This is a genomic window from Pseudomonas caspiana, assembly GCF_002158995.1.
Taxonomy (GTDB): Bacteria; Pseudomonadota; Gammaproteobacteria; order Pseudomonadales; family Pseudomonadaceae; genus Aquipseudomonas; species Aquipseudomonas caspiana.
Genome location: NZ_LOHF01000018.1, coordinates 57,006 through 75,267, shown reverse-complemented (window position 1 = coordinate 75,267; position 18,262 = coordinate 57,006). Strand labels below are relative to the sequence as shown.

The following is an 18,262-nucleotide window of genomic DNA, read 5'->3' as shown; positions in this document are numbered from 1 at the left end:
CGATTCTTGATCGTTCTCGCACCAAAGCGGAGCATCCTATTCAACCTGCCGCCAAAGGTGCAACCTATTTACCGACAAAAAGTTGCACCCAGCCATGAGTAATCTCTCAATCTCTCGCGTTGCGCCCCGTTCCAGAGCCGCATACACCTTTCGTCAGCCCCTTGGCACTGTGATTGTGCACGTTTACCGGCCGTTGGTTACGGCCTGGAAAACATCGAAAATATTCATGAAGAAAAGGGTTGCACCCGGTTGCACCCTCACCCACTCATAGCTAATCTTGTCCGACAACCAAGGCCACATTCACAGTGGCACGATGAGGACTGCACATGGCGACCACCACCCTGGGTGTCAAACTCGACGACCCGACCCGCGAGCGATTGAAGGCAGCTGCCCAGTCTATTGACCGGACTCCGCACTGGCTTATCAAACAGGCAATCTTCAATTACCTGGAAAAGCTCGAAGGTGGTGCAACCCTTTCTGAACTCAATGGCACCGCAAGCAAAGATGGCGATGATCACGGCGAACTGCCCGTGGACACCGCTCACCAGTGCTTCCTGGAGTTCGCGGAAAGCATCTTGCCGCAATCGGTACTGCGCGCGGCGATCACTGCGGCTTATCGTCGTCCGGAACCCGAAGTAGTGCCGATGCTCATCGAACAGGCGCGACTGCCTGCACCGATGGCCGACGCCACCAACAAGCTCGCGGCAACCATCGCCGAGAAACTGCGCAATCAGAAGAGCGCAGGCGGCCGTGCGGGAATTGTTCAGGGCCTTCTGCAAGAATTTTCGCTTTCTTCTCAGGAAGGCGTCGCTTTGATGTGCCTGGCCGAGGCGCTGCTGCGCATCCCGGATAAAGGCACTCGCGACGCCTTGATCCGCGACAAGATCAGCACCGGCAACTGGCATCCGCATTTGGGCAACAGCCCTTCGCTGTTCGTCAACGCTGCGACCTGGGGCCTGCTGCTGACCGGCAAACTGGTTGCGACTCACAACGAAGCCGGGCTGACGTCCTCCCTGAGCCGCATCATCGGCAAGAGCGGCGAGCCCATGATCCGCAAAGGCGTGGACATGGCCATGCGCCTGATGGGCGAGCAATTCGTCACCGGTGAAACCATCGGTGAAGCCCTGGCCAACGCCAGCCGCTTCGAAGCCAAAGGCTTCCGTTATTCCTACGACATGCTCGGCGAAGCCGCACTGACCGAGCACGACGCACAGAAATACCTGGCCTCTTACGAGCAGGCGATCCACTCCATCGGCAAAGCGTCTCATGGCCGTGGCATTTACGAAGGCCCGGGCATTTCCATCAAGCTGTCGGCGCTGCACCCGCGTTACAGCCGCGCCCAGTACGAGCGCGTGATGGAGGAGCTGTACCCGCGCCTGCTGTCGCTGACGCTGCTGGCCAAGCAATACGATATCGGGCTGAACATCGACGCAGAGGAAGCCGATCGCCTTGAGCTGTCGCTGGACCTGCTTGAACGCCTGTGCTTCGAGCCGCAACTGACCGGCTGGAACGGCATCGGCTTCGTGATTCAGGCTTACCAGAAACGCTGCCCGTATGTGATCGACTACGTGATTGATCTGGCCCGTCGCAGCCGCCACCGCCTGATGATTCGTCTGGTGAAAGGCGCGTATTGGGACAGCGAAATCAAGCGTGCCCAGGTCGAAGGTCTGGAAGGCTATCCGGTCTATACCCGCAAGGTGTACACCGACGTTTCGTACATTGCCTGCGCACGCAAACTGCTGTCGGTGCCGGAAGTCATCTATCCGCAGTTCGCCACGCACAACGCCCATACGCTGTCGGCCATTTACCATATCGCCGGTCAGAACTATTACCCCGGCCAGTACGAATTCCAGTGCCTGCACGGCATGGGCGAACCGCTTTACGAGCAAGTGGTGGGCAAGGTTGCCGATGGCAAGCTGAACCGACCGTGCCGCGTGTATGCACCGGTAGGCACACACGAAACACTGCTGGCTTACCTGGTGCGTCGCCTCCTGGAAAACGGCGCTAACACGTCTTTCGTCAACCGGATTGCCGATCAGTCCATCTCCATTCAGGAGCTGGTGGCTGATCCAGTGGCCAGCATCGAGCGCATGGCGACTCAGGAAGGCGGCTTTGGCCTGCCGCACCCGCGCATTCCGCTGCCGCGTGACCTATATGGCTCGGAGCGCGCCAACTCCAGCGGCATCGACCTGGCCAACGAACACCGTCTGGGCTCGCTGTCTTCCGCCCTGCTGGCCACCGCGCACAACGACTGGAAAGCGGCGCCAATGCTCGGAAGCCCCGCCAGTGAAGGCTCGACGACCCCGCTGCTGAATCCATCCGACCTGCGCGATGTGGTCGGTCATGTGCAGGAAGCCAGCCTGGAAGATGTCGATAACGCCCTGCTTTGCGCTTTGAGTTCCGGGCCGATCTGGCAAGCCACGCCACCCGCCGAGCGCGCTGCAATTCTGGAGCGCGCCGCCGACCTGATGGAAGCTGAAATCCAGCCGCTGATGGGCCTGCTGGCTCGTGAAGCAGGCAAAACCTTCGCCAACGCCATCGCTGAAGTCCGCGAAGCTGTGGACTTCCTGCGCTACTACGCCGTGCAGGCACGCAACGATTTCAGCAACGACGCCCATCGTCCGCTGGGACCAGTGGTGTGTATCAGCCCGTGGAACTTCCCGCTGGCAATCTTCAGCGGTCAAGTTGCCGCTGCGCTGGCCGCCGGTAACCCGGTGTTGGCCAAACCTGCTGAACAAACGCCACTGGTCGCCGCACAAGCCGTTCGCATTCTGCTCGAAGCGGGCATCCCGGAAGGCGTGCTGCAATTGCTACCCGGCCGTGGCGAAACCGTCGGCGCCCGGTTGGTCGGCGATGAACGCGTCAAGGGCGTGATGTTCACCGGCTCCACTGAAGTCGCTCGTCTGCTGCAACGCAACATTGCCGGTCGCCTTGATGCGCAAGGCCGTCCAATCCCGCTAATCGCGGAAACCGGTGGCCAGAACGCGATGATCGTCGACTCCTCGGCGCTCACTGAGCAAGTGGTCATCGACGTGGTCTCTTCCGCGTTCGACAGCGCCGGCCAACGCTGCTCGGCCCTGCGCGTGCTATGCCTGCAGGAAGACTCCGCCGACCGCGTGATCGAAATGCTCAAAGGGGCCATGGCTGAATGCCGTCTCGGTAACCCGGAGCGCCTGTCCGTAGACATCGGCCCGGTGATCGACGCCGAAGCCAAAGCTGGGATCGACAAGCACATCCAGGGCATGCGCGACAAAGGCCGTACGGTTTATCAAGTCGCCATTGCCGACAGCGACGAAATCAAGCGCGGCACCTACGTGATGCCAACCCTGATTGAGCTGGAAAGCTTCGACGAGCTGCAACGCGAGATCTTCGGCCCGGTGCTGCACGTGGTTCGCTACAAGCGCAAGGAACTGGACCAGTTGATCGGCCAGATCAACGCTTCCGGTTACGGTCTGACCCTCGGTGTGCACACCCGTATCGACGAAACGATTGCCAAGGTCATCGACAACGTCAACGCGGGCAACGTTTACGTTAACCGCAACATCGTCGGTGCTGTAGTAGGTGTGCAGCCATTCGGCGGTGAAGGCCTGTCGGGTACGGGTCCAAAAGCAGGCGGGCCGCTGTATCTGTATCGCCTGCTCTCGACCCGCCCGGTCGACGCCATCGAGCAATCGTTCGTGCGCGGTGACGCGCTTGCCACGCCAGACACCCGCATGCGCGAAGCCCTGAGCCAGCCTTTGCAGGCGCTGAAAACCTGGGCAACCGCCAATCAGCAACCCGAGCTGGATCAGCTATGCAGCCAGTTCGCCGTGCAATCGCAAAGCGGTATCACTCGCCTGCTGGCGGGCCCGACCGGCGAGCGCAACAGCTACAGCATCCTGCCGCGTGAGCACGTGCTGTGTCTGGCCGAAGCAGAAAGCGATCTGCTGGTTCAACTGGCCGCTGTTCTGGCGGTTGGCAGCACAGCGATCTGGCCTGACAACTCGCTCAGCAAGCCACTGCGTGCTCGCCTGCCGAAAGAAGTCCAGGCGCGCATCAAGCTGGTAGCTGACTGGACCAAGGATGAAGTGCTGATCGACGCAGTTCTGCACCACGGCGACTCAGACCAACTGCGCGCAGTCTGCGAGCAAGTGGCCCAACGCGCCGGCGCCATCGTTGGGGTCAACGGCTTGTCCCATGGCGAAACCAACGTTGCGCTGGAGCGTCTGGTGATTGAACGCGCATTGAGCGTCAATACGGCTGCGGCGGGGGGTAATGCGAGCTTGATGACTATTGGCTGATGGATTAATTGGCAATTAAAAAAGAGAGCTTCGGCTCTCTTTTTTGATATTGGCTCATGGTAACAGCGTAAAACCGTTGTTATTTCAATCCTCGCTAACCGCCCATTTTCAGATACCAAGAAAAACTTTGCCCTCCCTGCTACCTCGTGATTAAACGCTGTATCGAGCTGCCCATTAGGCAAGCTCAATACCTGATCATGGACCAAGGGAGCAGGGAAATGACCTCAAAGACAATTAATCAATCAGCAGCGCAAGCAGCGCCATTTGGCGTCAGGAGAACGGTTAACGTAATGATGCGAAACCGGGCTTATTCACTCTTGATGGTCTGCGCGTTGTCAGGCACCAGCCTGGCAGCTGCAGAGAAACGCGCCGAGGGCGCAATCGGAAGCTCGCAACAGAACAAAATCTCCACGCTGCAATACTGGACACTGGAGCGTATGAAAGAGGCTGAGCGCGAGGAAAACCAAGACGGCGACACCCCCATCAGTGGCCCGATCCTGACGCCTGGCGGCGATGATCAAGGCCACGCACAATTGCCCCAGCCGTATACACAACAATTAATTTCCCGAGTGACGGGCCAGCTGTTTTTCCTCGAGCCGGTTTCTGAAAAAAATAAACACTGCACTGCCTCCGTATTACAGTCTCAAAGCAAACGTCTAATTATTGCAGCAGCGCACTGCTTCATGGCCGCTACCCTACATCCGCCCCTTCAATGGAATCAGAGGTTGATGTTTGTACCTGCCTATGACGGCAACCGCCCTGTCACGGATAATCTACGGGCGCCTTATGGTTTATGGCCGATCAGTCGATCATATGTATCTGCGGACCTTGAGGAGGATCCAGGGCTGGCCTTCCGGATTGATCATGATCTGGGTGTCGCAGGCGTATTTGATCAGTTGAGCGCACGCATCGAGGAAGTAGTAGGTGGCGGTTTTGCACCCTTTATCAATGATGGCAGCGAACTCCTGCCTTTGGTCAACATGCTTGGTTATCCCGCGAAAGGACGCTACTTGGGCGCAACGCAGTATTGGTGCTTGAGCACGACTCAAACGGACGTGCCAGCTCTCGGATTGCCCAACTGCAAAGATAGGCACGGACATAGCGGAGGCCCTATTTTACTCGTGAACGATGCTTCCCTCCCTTTGGAAGCAACGCAGATCGTAGGTGTCGTACACGGCGGCAGCCAGACACGCTTGCTGCCAGACCTCTACCCAGCCATAGGGGAAATGGCAAACCGCGATCACCAGCACGATGGTGGGCTAGCTCCATGAACTGAAGGCGCATGAATTATTCATCAACACCGCCGCCGGGTACGCAATGTGAGCTTAACAACCCTTTGTCGATAGTCATTAGAGAGAGCTTCGGCTCTCTTTTTTTGAAAATAATTAATGAGTTGACAGAGCTTAAAGTAATTAATTCGCTACAAAAACAACCTTTTTAGACAAACAAATACTTCGTGAAAACCACCCAATTAAAACGCAAAAACCAATTTGACTTCTCCGCAGGACATGTGATTAAACGCGCCATCGATTAATAAGTCTATCTCTCGCACCCCTATAATTACCGCACAAAGAATTTATAAATGACATTTAATAATAGGCGGCCCCGGCATTTGATCCAACGTTTGGTATAAAGGGCAAACTCGAAGCCCGCCCGTCAGAAAACTTTCGCAACGACCTGTCGACGGTAACGTTCGACCGCTTGCTCATATATAGCGCTTTCCAGGGTGAAGCGTTTGGTTGCGCGGGTCGATATATCCCTGTCGTACGTGATGCTAACCCCGATCGACTGGAAAGCTTCATGCCCACGCGTATCAAGTCTTTGTTCTTCCTGTACATACCGCCCCCATTTACAACCACTATAAAAACGTCGAAAAGTATCGCGAAATAGCCATTGCGCTCTGGGCAACTGCGTGATTAAACATGCCAATAGGCTCATGGGCAAACCAGCAATAAAACCGACATATCACAAAAAGGAATAGGGAAATGACTTTATCAACTACAAAGGCAGCCGATTTTGACCCGTCATTCGGCGAAAACGGAAGGCTTGAAGTTCGTCCACCGGGCAACTTCACTAACATCCTTTCAAACGTGACGACTGATGCGCTGGGTCGTCTCGTGATTTTTGGTTCCTACAGACGGCAAACCCCTGCTACACAGCGACCTGGTGTTGCGAGGTTCACCGACATAGGGGCCTTCGACACCGGGTTTGGCGACATGCAGGACGGCTTGACCAGCCCACCGAAAGAGGTTCTGGCATCAAGCGTCAGCAGCATTGCCATGCTGGAAGATGGAAAGTTTTTCATCACGGGTGCCAGCAGTACCCAACTGCCACTTATTCAATACGACGCTGACGGCAAACTTGTCTCCAGCCAGGATATTGCGCAAGAATCACAATCTGTTACTCCGCGACTGCTTGCACTTGAAGACAAGTTTCTTGTTGCTACGGCTAATGGAAGTGCGGGCGTGATATATCGTCGGCAGGCTGATGGGACACCAGATATGGATTTTGGCAGCGACGGCAAAACAACGTTTTTGTCAGGCAACAGCTATATTTCTACACTGCACATGGCCCGGAGCAAGGGCAACTCATATTTTTACCTTGCAGGCGAAGTCGGTAACGATGGTTTTATCCTGCGTATGACTAACTCAGGTGAACTGGATCAGGGCTTTGCTGACAATGGCGTCTATCTGATCAAGATGGTCGATAGCAGGCTTAGTGCGTGTCGTAAAGTCATTGAGCTAAGTGACGGGAAATTGCTGGCACTTATCGCCAGCTCGGGATCCGTGGACAACTCGGCCATTTACCTGACTCGCCTAACAACGACCGGCCGCATTGATGCAACGTTCGATCGAGGAGAGCCTGTGCTCATCCCCGGCGAAGTGGGCGAAGATCTTGCACTTCAAGACGACAAAATTCTGATCCTCCATAGAGGCCTGATGACAGGTAATCAGCTGACCCGCTATTTACCAAATGGTGCGCTGGATCAGGAGTTCGGCAGCGACGGATCAGGATCAATCAACTTTAACAACGCTCAGATCAGTTTTGCAAAAAGCGTCACTGTCCAGAATGACGGCAAAATTGTTGTTGCCGGGCTATCAGGGTCGCTCACCGTGCTGCTGAGGTTGTTGCCATAAGACCTGTCTTGCAGGACCAACGTCAGTCGGGAAGCGGCCAGTACACCCAATGTATTTTCGTCGTCAGCAATGCAGTCCTCCCGGCTGAAGCCAGTCCTACGACGCTGGCGTAACATACGTAACGTTTTCCACAGACAATCGCGTTACTTTCGCTAACGAAACGCTCGGTAAATAGAGCGTTTCCGACAGGCTTCTCCCTTTCTTCTGCGTGAAACTTCCTAGAAACTCCTGACCCCGTTGCGTGGGTGCTTTTGGCTCTCTAGGCTGCGCCGGTCACTGCTCATCAGTGATCGGGTTTAGCAGCTCGATGATTCACATCACGCAATGAAATCGCTTATGGCGGCTTTGCGTGGGGCGCCTTCGGGCGCGCCGGTTTTGGTGTGTTTCCCGGTCTGCTAACCCGCGACAAAGCCGCCACCCTCAATCGTTTAGCAGCGATTGTCCGGTGGCCCCATGAGGAAACATATCGATGACAATAGTAACGTCCGCTCCACCGCAAACATCGCTCGAACAATCCCTGCTGCATGTCTCCGATCTGCTGCGTTGCGCAGCCGCTACCGCTACCGCTTACGAATCCGGCGACAGCCTCAACGGTCCGAAACGTGATCTGGCCTTCTCAGTCGTTCACCTGATCAGCATGGCTCGAACCGAACTGGATCGTTCACTGGCGGGAGTTGAAGCCCGGTAGCTTATCGCCCGCATGCATCGTCGGTAGGACCGGCTTTAGCCGGGAGGGCATTAGTGCTTACGAAAGATAAAGCAGTGACTGTACCGGCGCCCTCCCGACTAAAGCCGGTCCTACGGGTCTGCGTTTGATGCATGGCACCGCGGTGTGAACGCTTCGGATAAAGCCTCCACCATCACCCAAATCAATCATCCTGTGCAGCCTTAATCCACGCGCCTAGACTCAACCCACTCCAACAAAAAGGTACAGGGTCATGTCCGAGTCGCTGCTCAGTTCGCGCAATCTGGCTTTTGAGCTTTACGAAGTGCTGGACGCCGAAGCGCTGACACGGCGCGAGCGGTTTGCCGAGCACAATCGCGAGACGTTCGATGCGGCGATTGGCACGGCCCGTACCATCGCCGAGAGGTACTTCGCCCCGCACAACCGCAAGGCCGATGAACACGAGCCGCGCTATGAAAACGGTGAGGCGATCCTGATTCCCGAGGTCAAGCCTGCCGTAGATGCGTTTCTGGAAGCGGGCTTTCTAAACGCCGCACGCAGTTTCGAGGACGGAGGCATGCAGTTGCCGACGCTCTTGTCACAAGCGTGCTTTGCCCACTTCCAAGCCGCAAACGCAGGCTCTACCGCTTACCCATTCCTGACCATGGGCGCTGCCAACCTCATCGAAAGCTTTGGCAGCGATGAGCAGAAAAAACGCTTCCTGCAGCCGATGATTGAGGGGCGCTTCTTCGGCACCATGGCCTTGACCGAACCTCATGCCGGTTCATCACTCTCGGACATTCGCACCCGCGCCGAGCCTCACGAGGACGGCAGCTATCGCTTACGCGGCAACAAGATCTTTATCTCCGGTGGCGATCATCAGCTCTCGGAAAATATCGTGCACATGGTGCTTGCCAAGCTGCCGGATGCGCCAGCCGGAGTGAAGGGCATTTCGCTGTTTATCGTGCCCAAGTTTATGGTCAACGAAGATGGCAGCCTTGGCCCGCGTAACGACGTGATTCTGGCCGGGTTGTTCCACAAAATGGGCTGGCGTGGCACCACCTCGACTGCGCTTAATTTCGGCGATAACGGACAGTGCGTTGGCTATTTAGTAGGCAAGCCGCATCAAGGCCTGAACTGCATGTTTCAGATGATGAACGAGGCACGAATCGGTGTCGGCATGGGCGCGGTGATGCTCGGTTACGCGGGTTATCTTTACTCACTGGATTACGCGCGCGAGCGGCCTCAAGGTCGATTGCCCGACAGTAAAAATCCGGAAAGCGCGCCAGTGCCGATCATCCAGCACGCCGACGTGAAACGCATGCTGCTGACCCAAAAAGCTTACGTGGAAGGCGCATTCGATCTTGGGTTGTATGCGGCTCGACTGTTCGATGACACCACCACCGGAGAAACCGACGAGGCGCGCCAGCAGGCCCAGCAGTTGCTGGATTTGCTCACGCCTATCGTCAAAGCCTGGCCATCGGAGTTCTGCCTGAAGGCTAACGAGCTTGCGATCCAGATTCTCGGCGGCCATGGCTACACCCGGGAATATCCGGTGGAGCAGCATTACCGCGACAACCGTCTGAACCCGATCCATGAGGGCACCAACGGCATTCAGTCGCTGGATCTGCTGGGGCGCAAGCTCGCGCAGAATGGCGGCGCTGGCCTCAAACAATTGCTGCGCCTGATCGCGGACACCGGCCAGCGCGCCCAAGCGCATGAAACGCTGACTGAGCTGCGCCAGCCACTGGAGCAACTGGTGACTCGCCTGCAAGCCGTGACGCTAGGATTGTTGGGCGATCTGGCGCAGGGCAAGGTCAATTCCACCTTGGCCAACTCAGCGCTGTATCTGAAGGTCTTCGGCCACACCGTGATCGGCTGGCGCTGGTTGGAGCAGGCGATCCACGCTGAACGCGGACTGAGCGAAGGCAACCCCGCAGACCGCGACTTCTATCAAGGCAAACTGCAAGCCGCCCGGTACTTCCTGACTTGGGAAGTACCGGGCTGCCATCACGATCTGGCAATTCTCGAAGCCCGTGATGACACCTGCCTGAGCATGCAGGAAAACTGGTTTTAAACGATCAACGTGCCAGACCGTAAAGGGAGGAACCGATCACCCAGCGTCGCCGCGCATTGCTCGTGAGCGACGGGTTCGTGCAGTTCTCATCGGCTATAAACACCTCTGTTCAGCCAATCAACAGCAATGCTTTGACAGCCAACCAATTCAACAGGTTAGAATCGGTTGGCACGGTGACTGCATGGTCATTACGTGCCCCTTCTTTTTTTGATCGACTTTTCTGCATGGAGTAATGCCCTTGGATGCCACGACCATCAACAGCCTGTTCTTGATCGGCGCGTTGCTGGTGGGTGCAAGCATTCTGGTCAGTTCGCTCTCCTCGCGCTTGGGCATCCCGATTCTGGTGATCATCCTGGCGGTCGGCATGGTCGCGGGCGTGGACGGCGGCGGGATTATTTTCGACAACTACGCCACCGCCTATCTGGTGGGTAACCTCGCACTTGCAGTGATTTTGCTCGACGGCGGCCTGCGTACGCGGGTTTCCAGTTTCCGGGTAGCGTTGTGGCCCGCGCTGTCGCTGGCAACCGTCGGGGTGCTGATTACGACGGCTCTGACAGGCATGGTCGCCGCCTGGCTGTTTAATCTGAACATGATTCAGGGCCTGTTGATCGGCGCCATTGTCGGCTCAACCGACGCCGCCGCCGTGTTCTCGTTGCTGGGTGGCAAAGGCCTGAATGAGCGGGTGACCGCCAGCCTGGAAATCGAATCCGGCAGTAACGACCCCATGGCGGTGTTTCTCACCGTAACCCTGATCGGTATGCTCGCCAACGGCCAGACCAATCTGGAATGGAGCTTGTTGGCCCATCTGATTCGCGAATTCGGTATCGGCGGAGTGATTGGTCTGGGCGGTGGCTGGCTCATGTTGCAACTGGTCAACCGCATCAATCTGGCTGCCGGGCTGTACCCGATTCTCGTTATTTCTGGCGGTTTGGCGGTGTTTGCCCTGACCAACGCCATCCACGGTAGCGGTTTTCTGGCGGTTTACCTCTGTGGTCTGGTGATGGGCAACCGTCCGATCCGCAGCCGTCACGGTATTTTGCACATGCTTGACGGCATGGCGTGGCTGGCGCAGATCGGTATGTTTCTGGTGCTCGGTCTGCTGGTCACGCCGCATGACCTGCTACCGATTGCGATCCCGGCACTGGGTCTGGCGCTGTGGATGATTCTGGTCGCACGCCCGCTTTCGGTACTGGTGGGACTGCTGCCGTTCAAAGCCTTCCACGGACGTGAAAAAGCGTTCATTGCCTGGGTGGGTTTGCGCGGTGCAGTACCGATCATTCTGGCGGTGTTCCCGCTGATGGCCAACCTGCCTAATGCGCAGCTGTACTTCAACCTTGCGTTCTTCATCGTGCTCGTCTCGCTGCTGGTGCAAGGCACTAGCCTGCCTTGGGTGGCCAAGCTGCTCAAAGTAACCGTTCCGCCAGAACCTGCACCGATTTCACGGGCGCCGCTGGAAGTGCACGTCACCAGCGAATGGGAGCTGTTCGTCTATCGCCTCGGTGCGGAGAAGTGGTGCATCGGTGCTGCACTGCGCGAACTGAAAATGCCCGAAGGAACACGTATCGCGGCGTTGTTCCGTGGTCAGCAACTGCTCCACCCGTCGGGTAGTACGACGCTGGAAGTGGGCGACCTGCTGTGTGTCATCGGCCACGAACATGACCTGCCGGCGCTGGGCAAACTGTTTAGTCAGGCTCCGCAACGCGGTCTGGATCTGCGTTTTTTTGGCGACTTCGTACTGGAAGGCGACGCCCAACTGAGCGCCGTCGCCGCGCTGTATGGCCTGAAACTGGACGGCCAGGACGGCAACATGCCGCTGAGCCAGTTCATTGTGCAGAAGAATCGCGGCGAGCCGGTCGTCGGTGACCAGATTGAATGGAATGGAACTATTTGGACAGTTGCGGTTATGGAGGGGAACAAGATCCTCAAAGTCGGCGTCAGATTCCCGGAAGGAAGCAACCCGGGCCCTGGGTTGTTCCTCTAAACTGCCCTTCTATTCGATCAGCTCGACCGGTGTCTATGTTGCCCCTGCGTACTTTTTTTGCTGCCATTGTATTCGGCCTTTGCCTGTCTTCTTTCCCGGTGCTGGCTGCTGATCCGCCCACGCGTGACGCCGTGCAGCAAAGCCTCGACAAAATTGCCGACCGCAAACTGCCGGACGCCGACCAGAAAGCCCTGCAGCAAGTGCTTGAACAGACGCTGGGGTTTATCGACAGCAAAAGTGACAACGAGAAAAAACTCGCGGCACTCAAGCAGCAACTGAACGATGCCCAGAAGCAGATCAGTGAAAACCAGCGAGAACTGACTCGCCTGAAGGGCAGCAGGATCATCCCTGTCGCCCAGCGTTACGGCAGCCTTGATGTGCCGCAACTGGAAAACATGCTCAGCGAACGCAGCACCCTGCAAGGCGAGTTACAAAAAGCCTTGAGCGATGCCAGCAGCATGGTCATCACCGCGCAGACCCGCCCCGAGCGGGCTCAGGCTGAAATCAGTAATAACCAGAACCGTATCCAGCAAATCAACGCCACGCTCAAGCTGGGTAAAGACAACGGTAAAAACCTCAGCCCCGAACAACGCAATCAGCTCAGCGCCGAGCTGGCGTCGATCAATGCCTTGAACACGTTGCGCCGTCAGGAACTGGCGGGAAACAGTCAGTTGCAGGATCTGGGCAACAGCCAGCATGACCTGCTGGTAGAAAAGGTCAGCCGCCAGGAGCAGGAAATCCAGGAGCTGCAAACCCTGATCAACGACAAGCGCCGCGCGCAGTCGCAGCAAACGGTCACGCAGCTGTCTCTGGAAGCGCAAAAAGCCGGGAGCAGCAGCCTGCTGGCGACCGAAAGCGCCGCCAACCTCAAGCTTTCCGACTATTTGTTGCGCGGCACCGACCGCCTGAACGAGCTGACTCAGCAGAACCTCAAGACCAAGCAGCAGTTGGACAACCTGACCCAGACGGATCAGGCGCTGGACGAGCAGATCAACGTGCTGCGTGGCAGCCTGTTGCTGTCCAAGATTCTCTACAAGCAAAAGCAGTCGTTGCCGCACCTGCAACTGGACAAAGGCCTGGCCGACGAGATTGCCGACATCCGCCTGTACCAGTTCGAAATCAATCAGCAACGTGAAGCGATGAGCAGCCCGGTGGCCTACGTTGAAAAGCTGTTGGCCACGCAACAGCCGGCGGACATCACGCCGCAATTGCGCAAGACGTTGCTGGATCTGGCGGTGACCCGAAGCGATCTGCTGGAGCGTCTGAACCGCGAACTCAGTTCGTTGCTCAACGAATCCATCACCTTGCAGCTCAACCAGAAGCAATTAGTGAGCACGGCCATGAGCCTGCGTTCGACGCTGGATGAGCAGATGTTCTGGATTCCCAGCAACAAGCCGCTCGATGTGGAGTGGTTCCAGGGCATCTGGCCGCGCTTGCAAAAACAGGTGGCGACATTGCCAGTGGCGTCCAGCGTCAGCGAGTTGAGCGACGGCCTGACCCAGCGACCGTTGCTGTTCCTGCCGTTGCTGCTATTGATTGGCGTGCTGACCTGGAAGCGCAAAGCGCTCTACGACAAACTCAACAAGCTGCATGCCGACATTGGCCACTTCAAGCGTGATAGCCAGTTGCAAACGCCCTTGGCGATCCTGATCAATATCCTTCTGGCGATGCCGGTCGCGTTGGCGCTGGCCCTGTGTGGCTACGCCTTGCAGATCGACGCTCGCGGGCAAAACGCCAACCTGGGCGAGGCGCTGCTGCAAATCGCTCTGGCATGGCTTGTGTTCTATACCGCCTATCGAATTCTGGCACCGGGCGGCGTGGCTCAACTGCACTTCCGCTGGGAAAAGGCACAGGTCGAATTCCTTCAAGGCTGGATACGCAAGCTGGGGCTGGTCGTACTGGCGCTGGTCGCCGTTGTAGCGGTGGCTGAGCATCAACCCGCCGCGCTGGCTGATGATGTACTGGGCATTGGCGTAGTTCTGACCTGCTACGCACTGATGGCCTTGCTGCTGTGCCGCCTGCTGCTGATCAGCCCGAGCAACCACAACGCCTCACTGTTCCGCAAAACCATGGGCCTGGCGTTCACAGCGCTGCCGATCGCGCTATTTGTCGCGGTGTGCTTCGGCTACTACTACACCGCCCTGAAACTCAGCGATCGCCTGATCGACACCTTGTATCTGATGATGCTCTGGCTGGTGATCGAGGCGACCTTCGTCCGCGGCCTGAGTGTTGCCGCACGACGCTTGGCCTATCAGCGAGCCTTGGCTAAACGTCAGGCGGCCAAAGAGGCAGGCGATGGTGATGCGGTGGTTGAAGAACCTACACTCGACATCGAACAGGTCAACCAACAATCGCTGCGTCTGATTCGTCTGGCGCTGCTGGCAGGATTCGTGGCTGCGCTGTACTGGGTGTGGTCGGACCTGATCACCGTGTTCTCGTATCTGGACAACATCACCCTGTACGAATACACCAGCGGTACCGGCGCCACCATGAGCATGGTGCCGATCAGCCTCGGCGACATGATTGGCGCACTGGTGATTATCGGCATCACCTTTGTGCTGGCGGGTAACCTGCCCGGCTTGCTTGAAGTGCTGGTCTTGTCACGTCTGAGTCTGGCTCAAGGCAGTGCTTACGCGACGACTACATTGCTGTCTTATGCCATCGCCGGTATCGGCTTCGTGTCTACGTTGTCTGCGCTGGGTGTGAGCTGGGACAAGCTGCAATGGCTGGTGGCGGCGCTGTCGGTCGGCCTGGGTTTCGGCATGCAGGAGATCTTCGCCAACTTCATCTCGGGCATCATGATCCTGTTTGAACGCCCGGTACGGATTGGCGATACGATCACCATCGGCAACCTGTCGGGTACCGTGAGCAAGATCCGTATCCGTGCGACGACCATCACTGACTTTGACCGCAAGGACATCATTGTCCCGAACAAGACGTTCATTACCGGTCAATTGATCAACTGGTCGCTGACCGACACCATTACCCGAGTGACCCTCAAGCTTGGCGTGGACTATGGCTCCGATCTGGATCTGGTTCGCACGCTGCTACTCAAGGCCGCACGGGATAACCCGCGAGTGCTCAAGGACCCGGAGCCGATCGTCTACTTCCTGAACTTCGGCGAAAGCACTCTGGACCATGAGTTGCGCATGCACGTACGCGACCTCGGCGACCGTAACCCGGTGCTCGACGAGATCAACCGCTTCATCAATAAAGAATTCAAGAAGCAGCACATCAACATCTCGTTCCGGCAGATGGAGGTCTACCTCAAGAACCTGCATGGCCAGGAATACAAACTGGTGCCGACGGACGAAGAACCAAAGCCGACCGGGCCGCTCAAGCTGGAGTCTGCGGAGCCGGTCAAACCCGCGCCGAAAGACCAGCCCGAGCCGCCTGAGCTACGGTTGGATTAAAGCCGGTACAGAATCCTGTAGAAGCTGCCGAAGACTGCGAAGCATTCATCCTGACACACCAGCCGTCGGCAGCTGTTATCAAATAAGATGCAACCACCTGATCTGGAATTCTTTCTGGAGCGCACGAGCACCGCGAGGCCGCGATGGCGGTCTGTCTGATACACCGCTATCGCGGCCTCGCGGCCTCGCGGTGCTCGTGCGCTCCTACAGGGTTGATGTTTTCCGCGAGACAGCGCGGCGCGAAGGACCATCAGATGAACCTGCAGGTCCCCTATACCCATCCCACCAACTGGACGCATCCGGACCAACCCAGCAGAATGCTCGGACATTCTGCTGGAGAAGGCCTGTGAAAGCCCTCGACGAACTGACCTTCGACAATCGCTTTGCCCGCCTGGGCGATGCGTTCTCCACCTCGGTATTACCCGAACCGCTTGCCGAGCCGCGTCTGGTAGTGGCCAGCGATGCAGCGCTGGCCCTGCTCGATCTCGATCCCGCGCAAGCCGAACTGCCATTGTTCGCGGAAATTTTCAGCGGCCATAAACTCTGGGCTGACGCCGATCCACGGGCGATGGTTTATTCGGGCCATCAATTTGGCTCCTACAATCCGCGCCTGGGCGATGGCCGTGGGTTGTTGCTTGGCGAGGTTTATAACCAGGCGGGCGAGCACTGGGATCTGCATTTGAAAGGCGCCGGGCAAACGCCCTACTCCCGAATGGGTGACGGGCGCGCCGTGTTACGCTCCTCGATCCGCGAGTTCCTGGCTTCCGAGGCGCTGTTTGCGCTGGGCATACCGAGCAGTCGCGCGGGCTGCGTCATCGGCTCAAGTACACCCGTGTGGCGCGAGAAGCAGGAACGAGGCGCGATGGTCCTGCGCCTGGCGCAAAGCCATGTACGCTTCGGCAGCTTCGAATACTTCTACTACACCAAGCAGCCTGAGAAGCTGAAGGAATTGGGCGAGCACGTACTCGCGATGCATTTCCCGCAGTGCCTGGAGCAGCCAGAACCGTACCTGGCGATGTTCAAGGAGATCGTCGAGCGTAACGCCGAACTGATCGCCAAGTGGCAGGCTTATGGCTTCTGCCACGGGGTGATGAACACCGACAACATGTCGATTCTGGGCATCACCTTCGATTTTGGACCGTTCGCGTTTCTTGATGATTTCGACCAGAACTTCATCTGCAACCACTCGGATCATGAAGGCCGCTACGCCTTCAGCAATCAGGTGCCCATTGCCCAGTGGAACCTCAGCGCCCTGGCTCAGGCATTGACGCCCTTCATCAGTGTCGAGGCCTTGCGCGAGACCATCGGCCTGTTTCTGCCGCTCTATGAAGCCCATTATCAAGACCTGATGCGCCGTCGCTTGGGCCTGGCCAGCGCCGAAGACGATGACGGAGAGTTGATCAGCGGATTGCTCAAACTGATGCAGAACAGTGGTGTGGATTACACCCTGTTCTTCCGTCGCCTCGGCGACGCCCCGGCCGCTGAAGCACTGCATGTGCTACGTGATGATTTCGTCGACATCAAAGGCTTCGACAGCTGGGTCGAACGCTATCTGGCGCGGATAAGCCGTGAAGACAACGGCACCGATCAGCAACGCCAGACGCGCATGCACGCGGTCAACCCGCTGTACATCCTGCGTAACTACCTGGCACAACAAGCCATCGATGCCGCCGAGAACGGCGACTACGAAGAAGTCCGCCGTCTGCACAAAGTCCTCAGCGATCCGTTCAACGAGCAACCGGGCATGGCTAGCTACGCCCAGCGGCCGCCGGAGTGGGGGAAGCATCTGGAGATAAGTTGCTCGTCGTAAGGTTGGAGGCCTGGTTTGTGTTCACAGCCATAGAAGGCGTGCCGTTGAGGTCCTCGTCCAGCATTCCAGGCTTTTTCTTGTCCCCGGGAAATCCATAACGGGCGAGAAACTCGAAAAGCGACAACAACTCGAAGTCGCTTTTTTTATCTGAAAAGTTTGGATCACTGGCTTCTTTTATTTCTCGCTCTAAACGGCTCTCATAAATATCAGGATATTGGGCCTGCTCGATGGGCTCAAGCGTCCGATAATGAGCCAGTACCTCGGTCAGAAACATAGGCGTTCTGCCGTTATTGGCCGCAGATTCCAGGCGCTCCGGGCCCCATAAAGCGTGATTCCATTTGCCCTCAATTTTAAGAACCGCACTACACGCCGCACTTCTTTCATCCATCGTGTACGGCCCTTCTTCGTCATAGACAATCAGGTTCAACTGCTCCCTGGAAAGCCCGGCAAAAGGATTTGTAGCACCCACGTGGCCATGAGCATAACGCGCGACATATTCAGCGGCTTGCCGGGCCCTCTTCAACAACTCAGGGTCGGTAGTGTCAGGTAGCTCAATCTTGTAATCGGCCCGGTCCAATCGCCAGTTACTTTCAGCCATTCGGCTCATGATGCGACTGGCTTCGGCCCCCAACTGCCGGCGATCCATTGTCTTGTCTCTATGCTCAGCACGTACCGCACTCTCTGCGAGCTGTCGAGAAAGCGTCGACAATGTTGCATTTGCGGGTGATGCATCACCCCTTATTGATTCTTTTTCCTGAACAGGTACTGATGCGACATCACTGGCCTGTTTGGCAGAGTTGATATGAATACCGGAGCCAATGGAAACAGCATTAATCACGACCTAACCTCTAAGCGATAAGATACAACCACCAAACCGTGTAGCCACAGGACTGAATAACA

At 57.1% G+C, this 18,262-nt stretch carries 9 protein-coding genes; 8 read left to right on the top strand and 1 reads right to left on the bottom strand.

Translation table 11 applies throughout. The annotated features are described in order from the left end of the window. Positions 1-326: 326 nt before the first annotated feature. The 8 genes from putA to selO all read left to right on the top strand — a co-directional run bounded on the left by putA (position 327) and on the right by selO (position 17,362). Positions 327-4,280 (top strand): trifunctional transcriptional regulator/proline dehydrogenase/L-glutamate gamma-semialdehyde dehydrogenase, encoded by a 3,954-nt coding sequence (putA, locus tag AUC60_RS19380; RefSeq protein WP_087271265.1) that lies wholly within the window; start codon positions 327-329, stop codon positions 4,278-4,280. 218 nt (positions 4,281-4,498) lie between these two features. Then, positions 4,499-5,551 (top strand): hypothetical protein, encoded by a 1,053-nt coding sequence (locus tag AUC60_RS19375; RefSeq protein WP_144443277.1) that lies wholly within the window; start codon positions 4,499-4,501, stop codon positions 5,549-5,551. 714 nt (positions 5,552-6,265) lie between these two features. Further along, a complete protein-coding gene (locus AUC60_RS19370; RefSeq protein WP_087271392.1) occupies positions 6,266-7,417 on the top strand; it encodes a hypothetical protein in 1,152 nt (383 codons plus the stop codon). 469 nt (positions 7,418-7,886) lie between these two features. After that, a complete protein-coding gene (locus tag AUC60_RS19365) occupies positions 7,887-8,105 on the top strand; it encodes a DUF6124 family protein (protein WP_087271259.1) in 219 nt (72 codons plus the stop codon). A 250-nt stretch (positions 8,106-8,355) separates the two neighbouring features. Beyond that, positions 8,356-10,158 (top strand): acyl-CoA dehydrogenase, encoded by a 1,803-nt coding sequence (locus tag AUC60_RS19360; protein ID WP_087271257.1) that lies wholly within the window; start codon positions 8,356-8,358, stop codon positions 10,156-10,158. A 238-nt stretch (positions 10,159-10,396) separates the two neighbouring features. Further along, the gene (locus AUC60_RS19355; RefSeq protein ID WP_087271254.1) at positions 10,397-12,139 is read left to right on the top strand and encodes a potassium/proton antiporter; all 1,743 of its coding nucleotides are present in this window, start codon (positions 10,397-10,399) and stop codon (positions 12,137-12,139) included. A 35-nt stretch (positions 12,140-12,174) separates the two neighbouring features. Then, entirely contained in the window at positions 12,175-15,552 is a 3,378-nt protein-coding gene (gene mscK / locus AUC60_RS19350) for a mechanosensitive channel MscK (protein WP_087271251.1), read from the top strand. A gap of 346 nt (positions 15,553-15,898) precedes the next feature. Further along, entirely contained in the window at positions 15,899-17,362 is a 1,464-nt protein-coding gene (gene selO / locus AUC60_RS19345; RefSeq protein ID WP_087271248.1) for a protein adenylyltransferase SelO, read from the top strand. Here selO and AUC60_RS19340 read toward each other — a convergent pair. Continuing rightward, positions 17,301-18,200 carry a hypothetical protein gene (locus tag AUC60_RS19340; protein WP_144443276.1) on the bottom strand — a complete coding sequence of 300 codons (900 nt, stop codon included), beginning with the start codon at positions 18,198-18,200 and terminating at the stop codon, positions 17,301-17,303. The genes selO and AUC60_RS19340 overlap by 62 nt on opposite strands. Between the last annotated feature and the right edge of the window lie 62 nt (positions 18,201-18,262).

What these genes read in the sequence shown, in the direction of transcription:
- putA (WP_087271265.1), top strand. Translation starts at nt 327, where the DNA reads ATGGCGACCACCACCCTGGGTGTCAAACTCGACGACCCGACCCGCGAG.
- AUC60_RS19375 (WP_144443277.1), top strand. Translation starts at nt 4,499, where the DNA reads ATGACCTCAAAGACAATTAATCAATCAGCAGCGCAAGCAGCGCCATTT.
- AUC60_RS19370 (WP_087271392.1), top strand. Translation starts at nt 6,266, where the DNA reads ATGACTTTATCAACTACAAAGGCAGCCGATTTTGACCCGTCATTCGGC.
- AUC60_RS19365 (WP_087271259.1), top strand. Translation starts at nt 7,887, where the DNA reads ATGACAATAGTAACGTCCGCTCCACCGCAAACATCGCTCGAACAATCC.
- AUC60_RS19360 (WP_087271257.1), top strand. Translation starts at nt 8,356, where the DNA reads ATGTCCGAGTCGCTGCTCAGTTCGCGCAATCTGGCTTTTGAGCTTTAC.
- mscK (WP_087271251.1), top strand. Translation starts at nt 12,175, where the DNA reads ATGTTGCCCCTGCGTACTTTTTTTGCTGCCATTGTATTCGGCCTTTGC.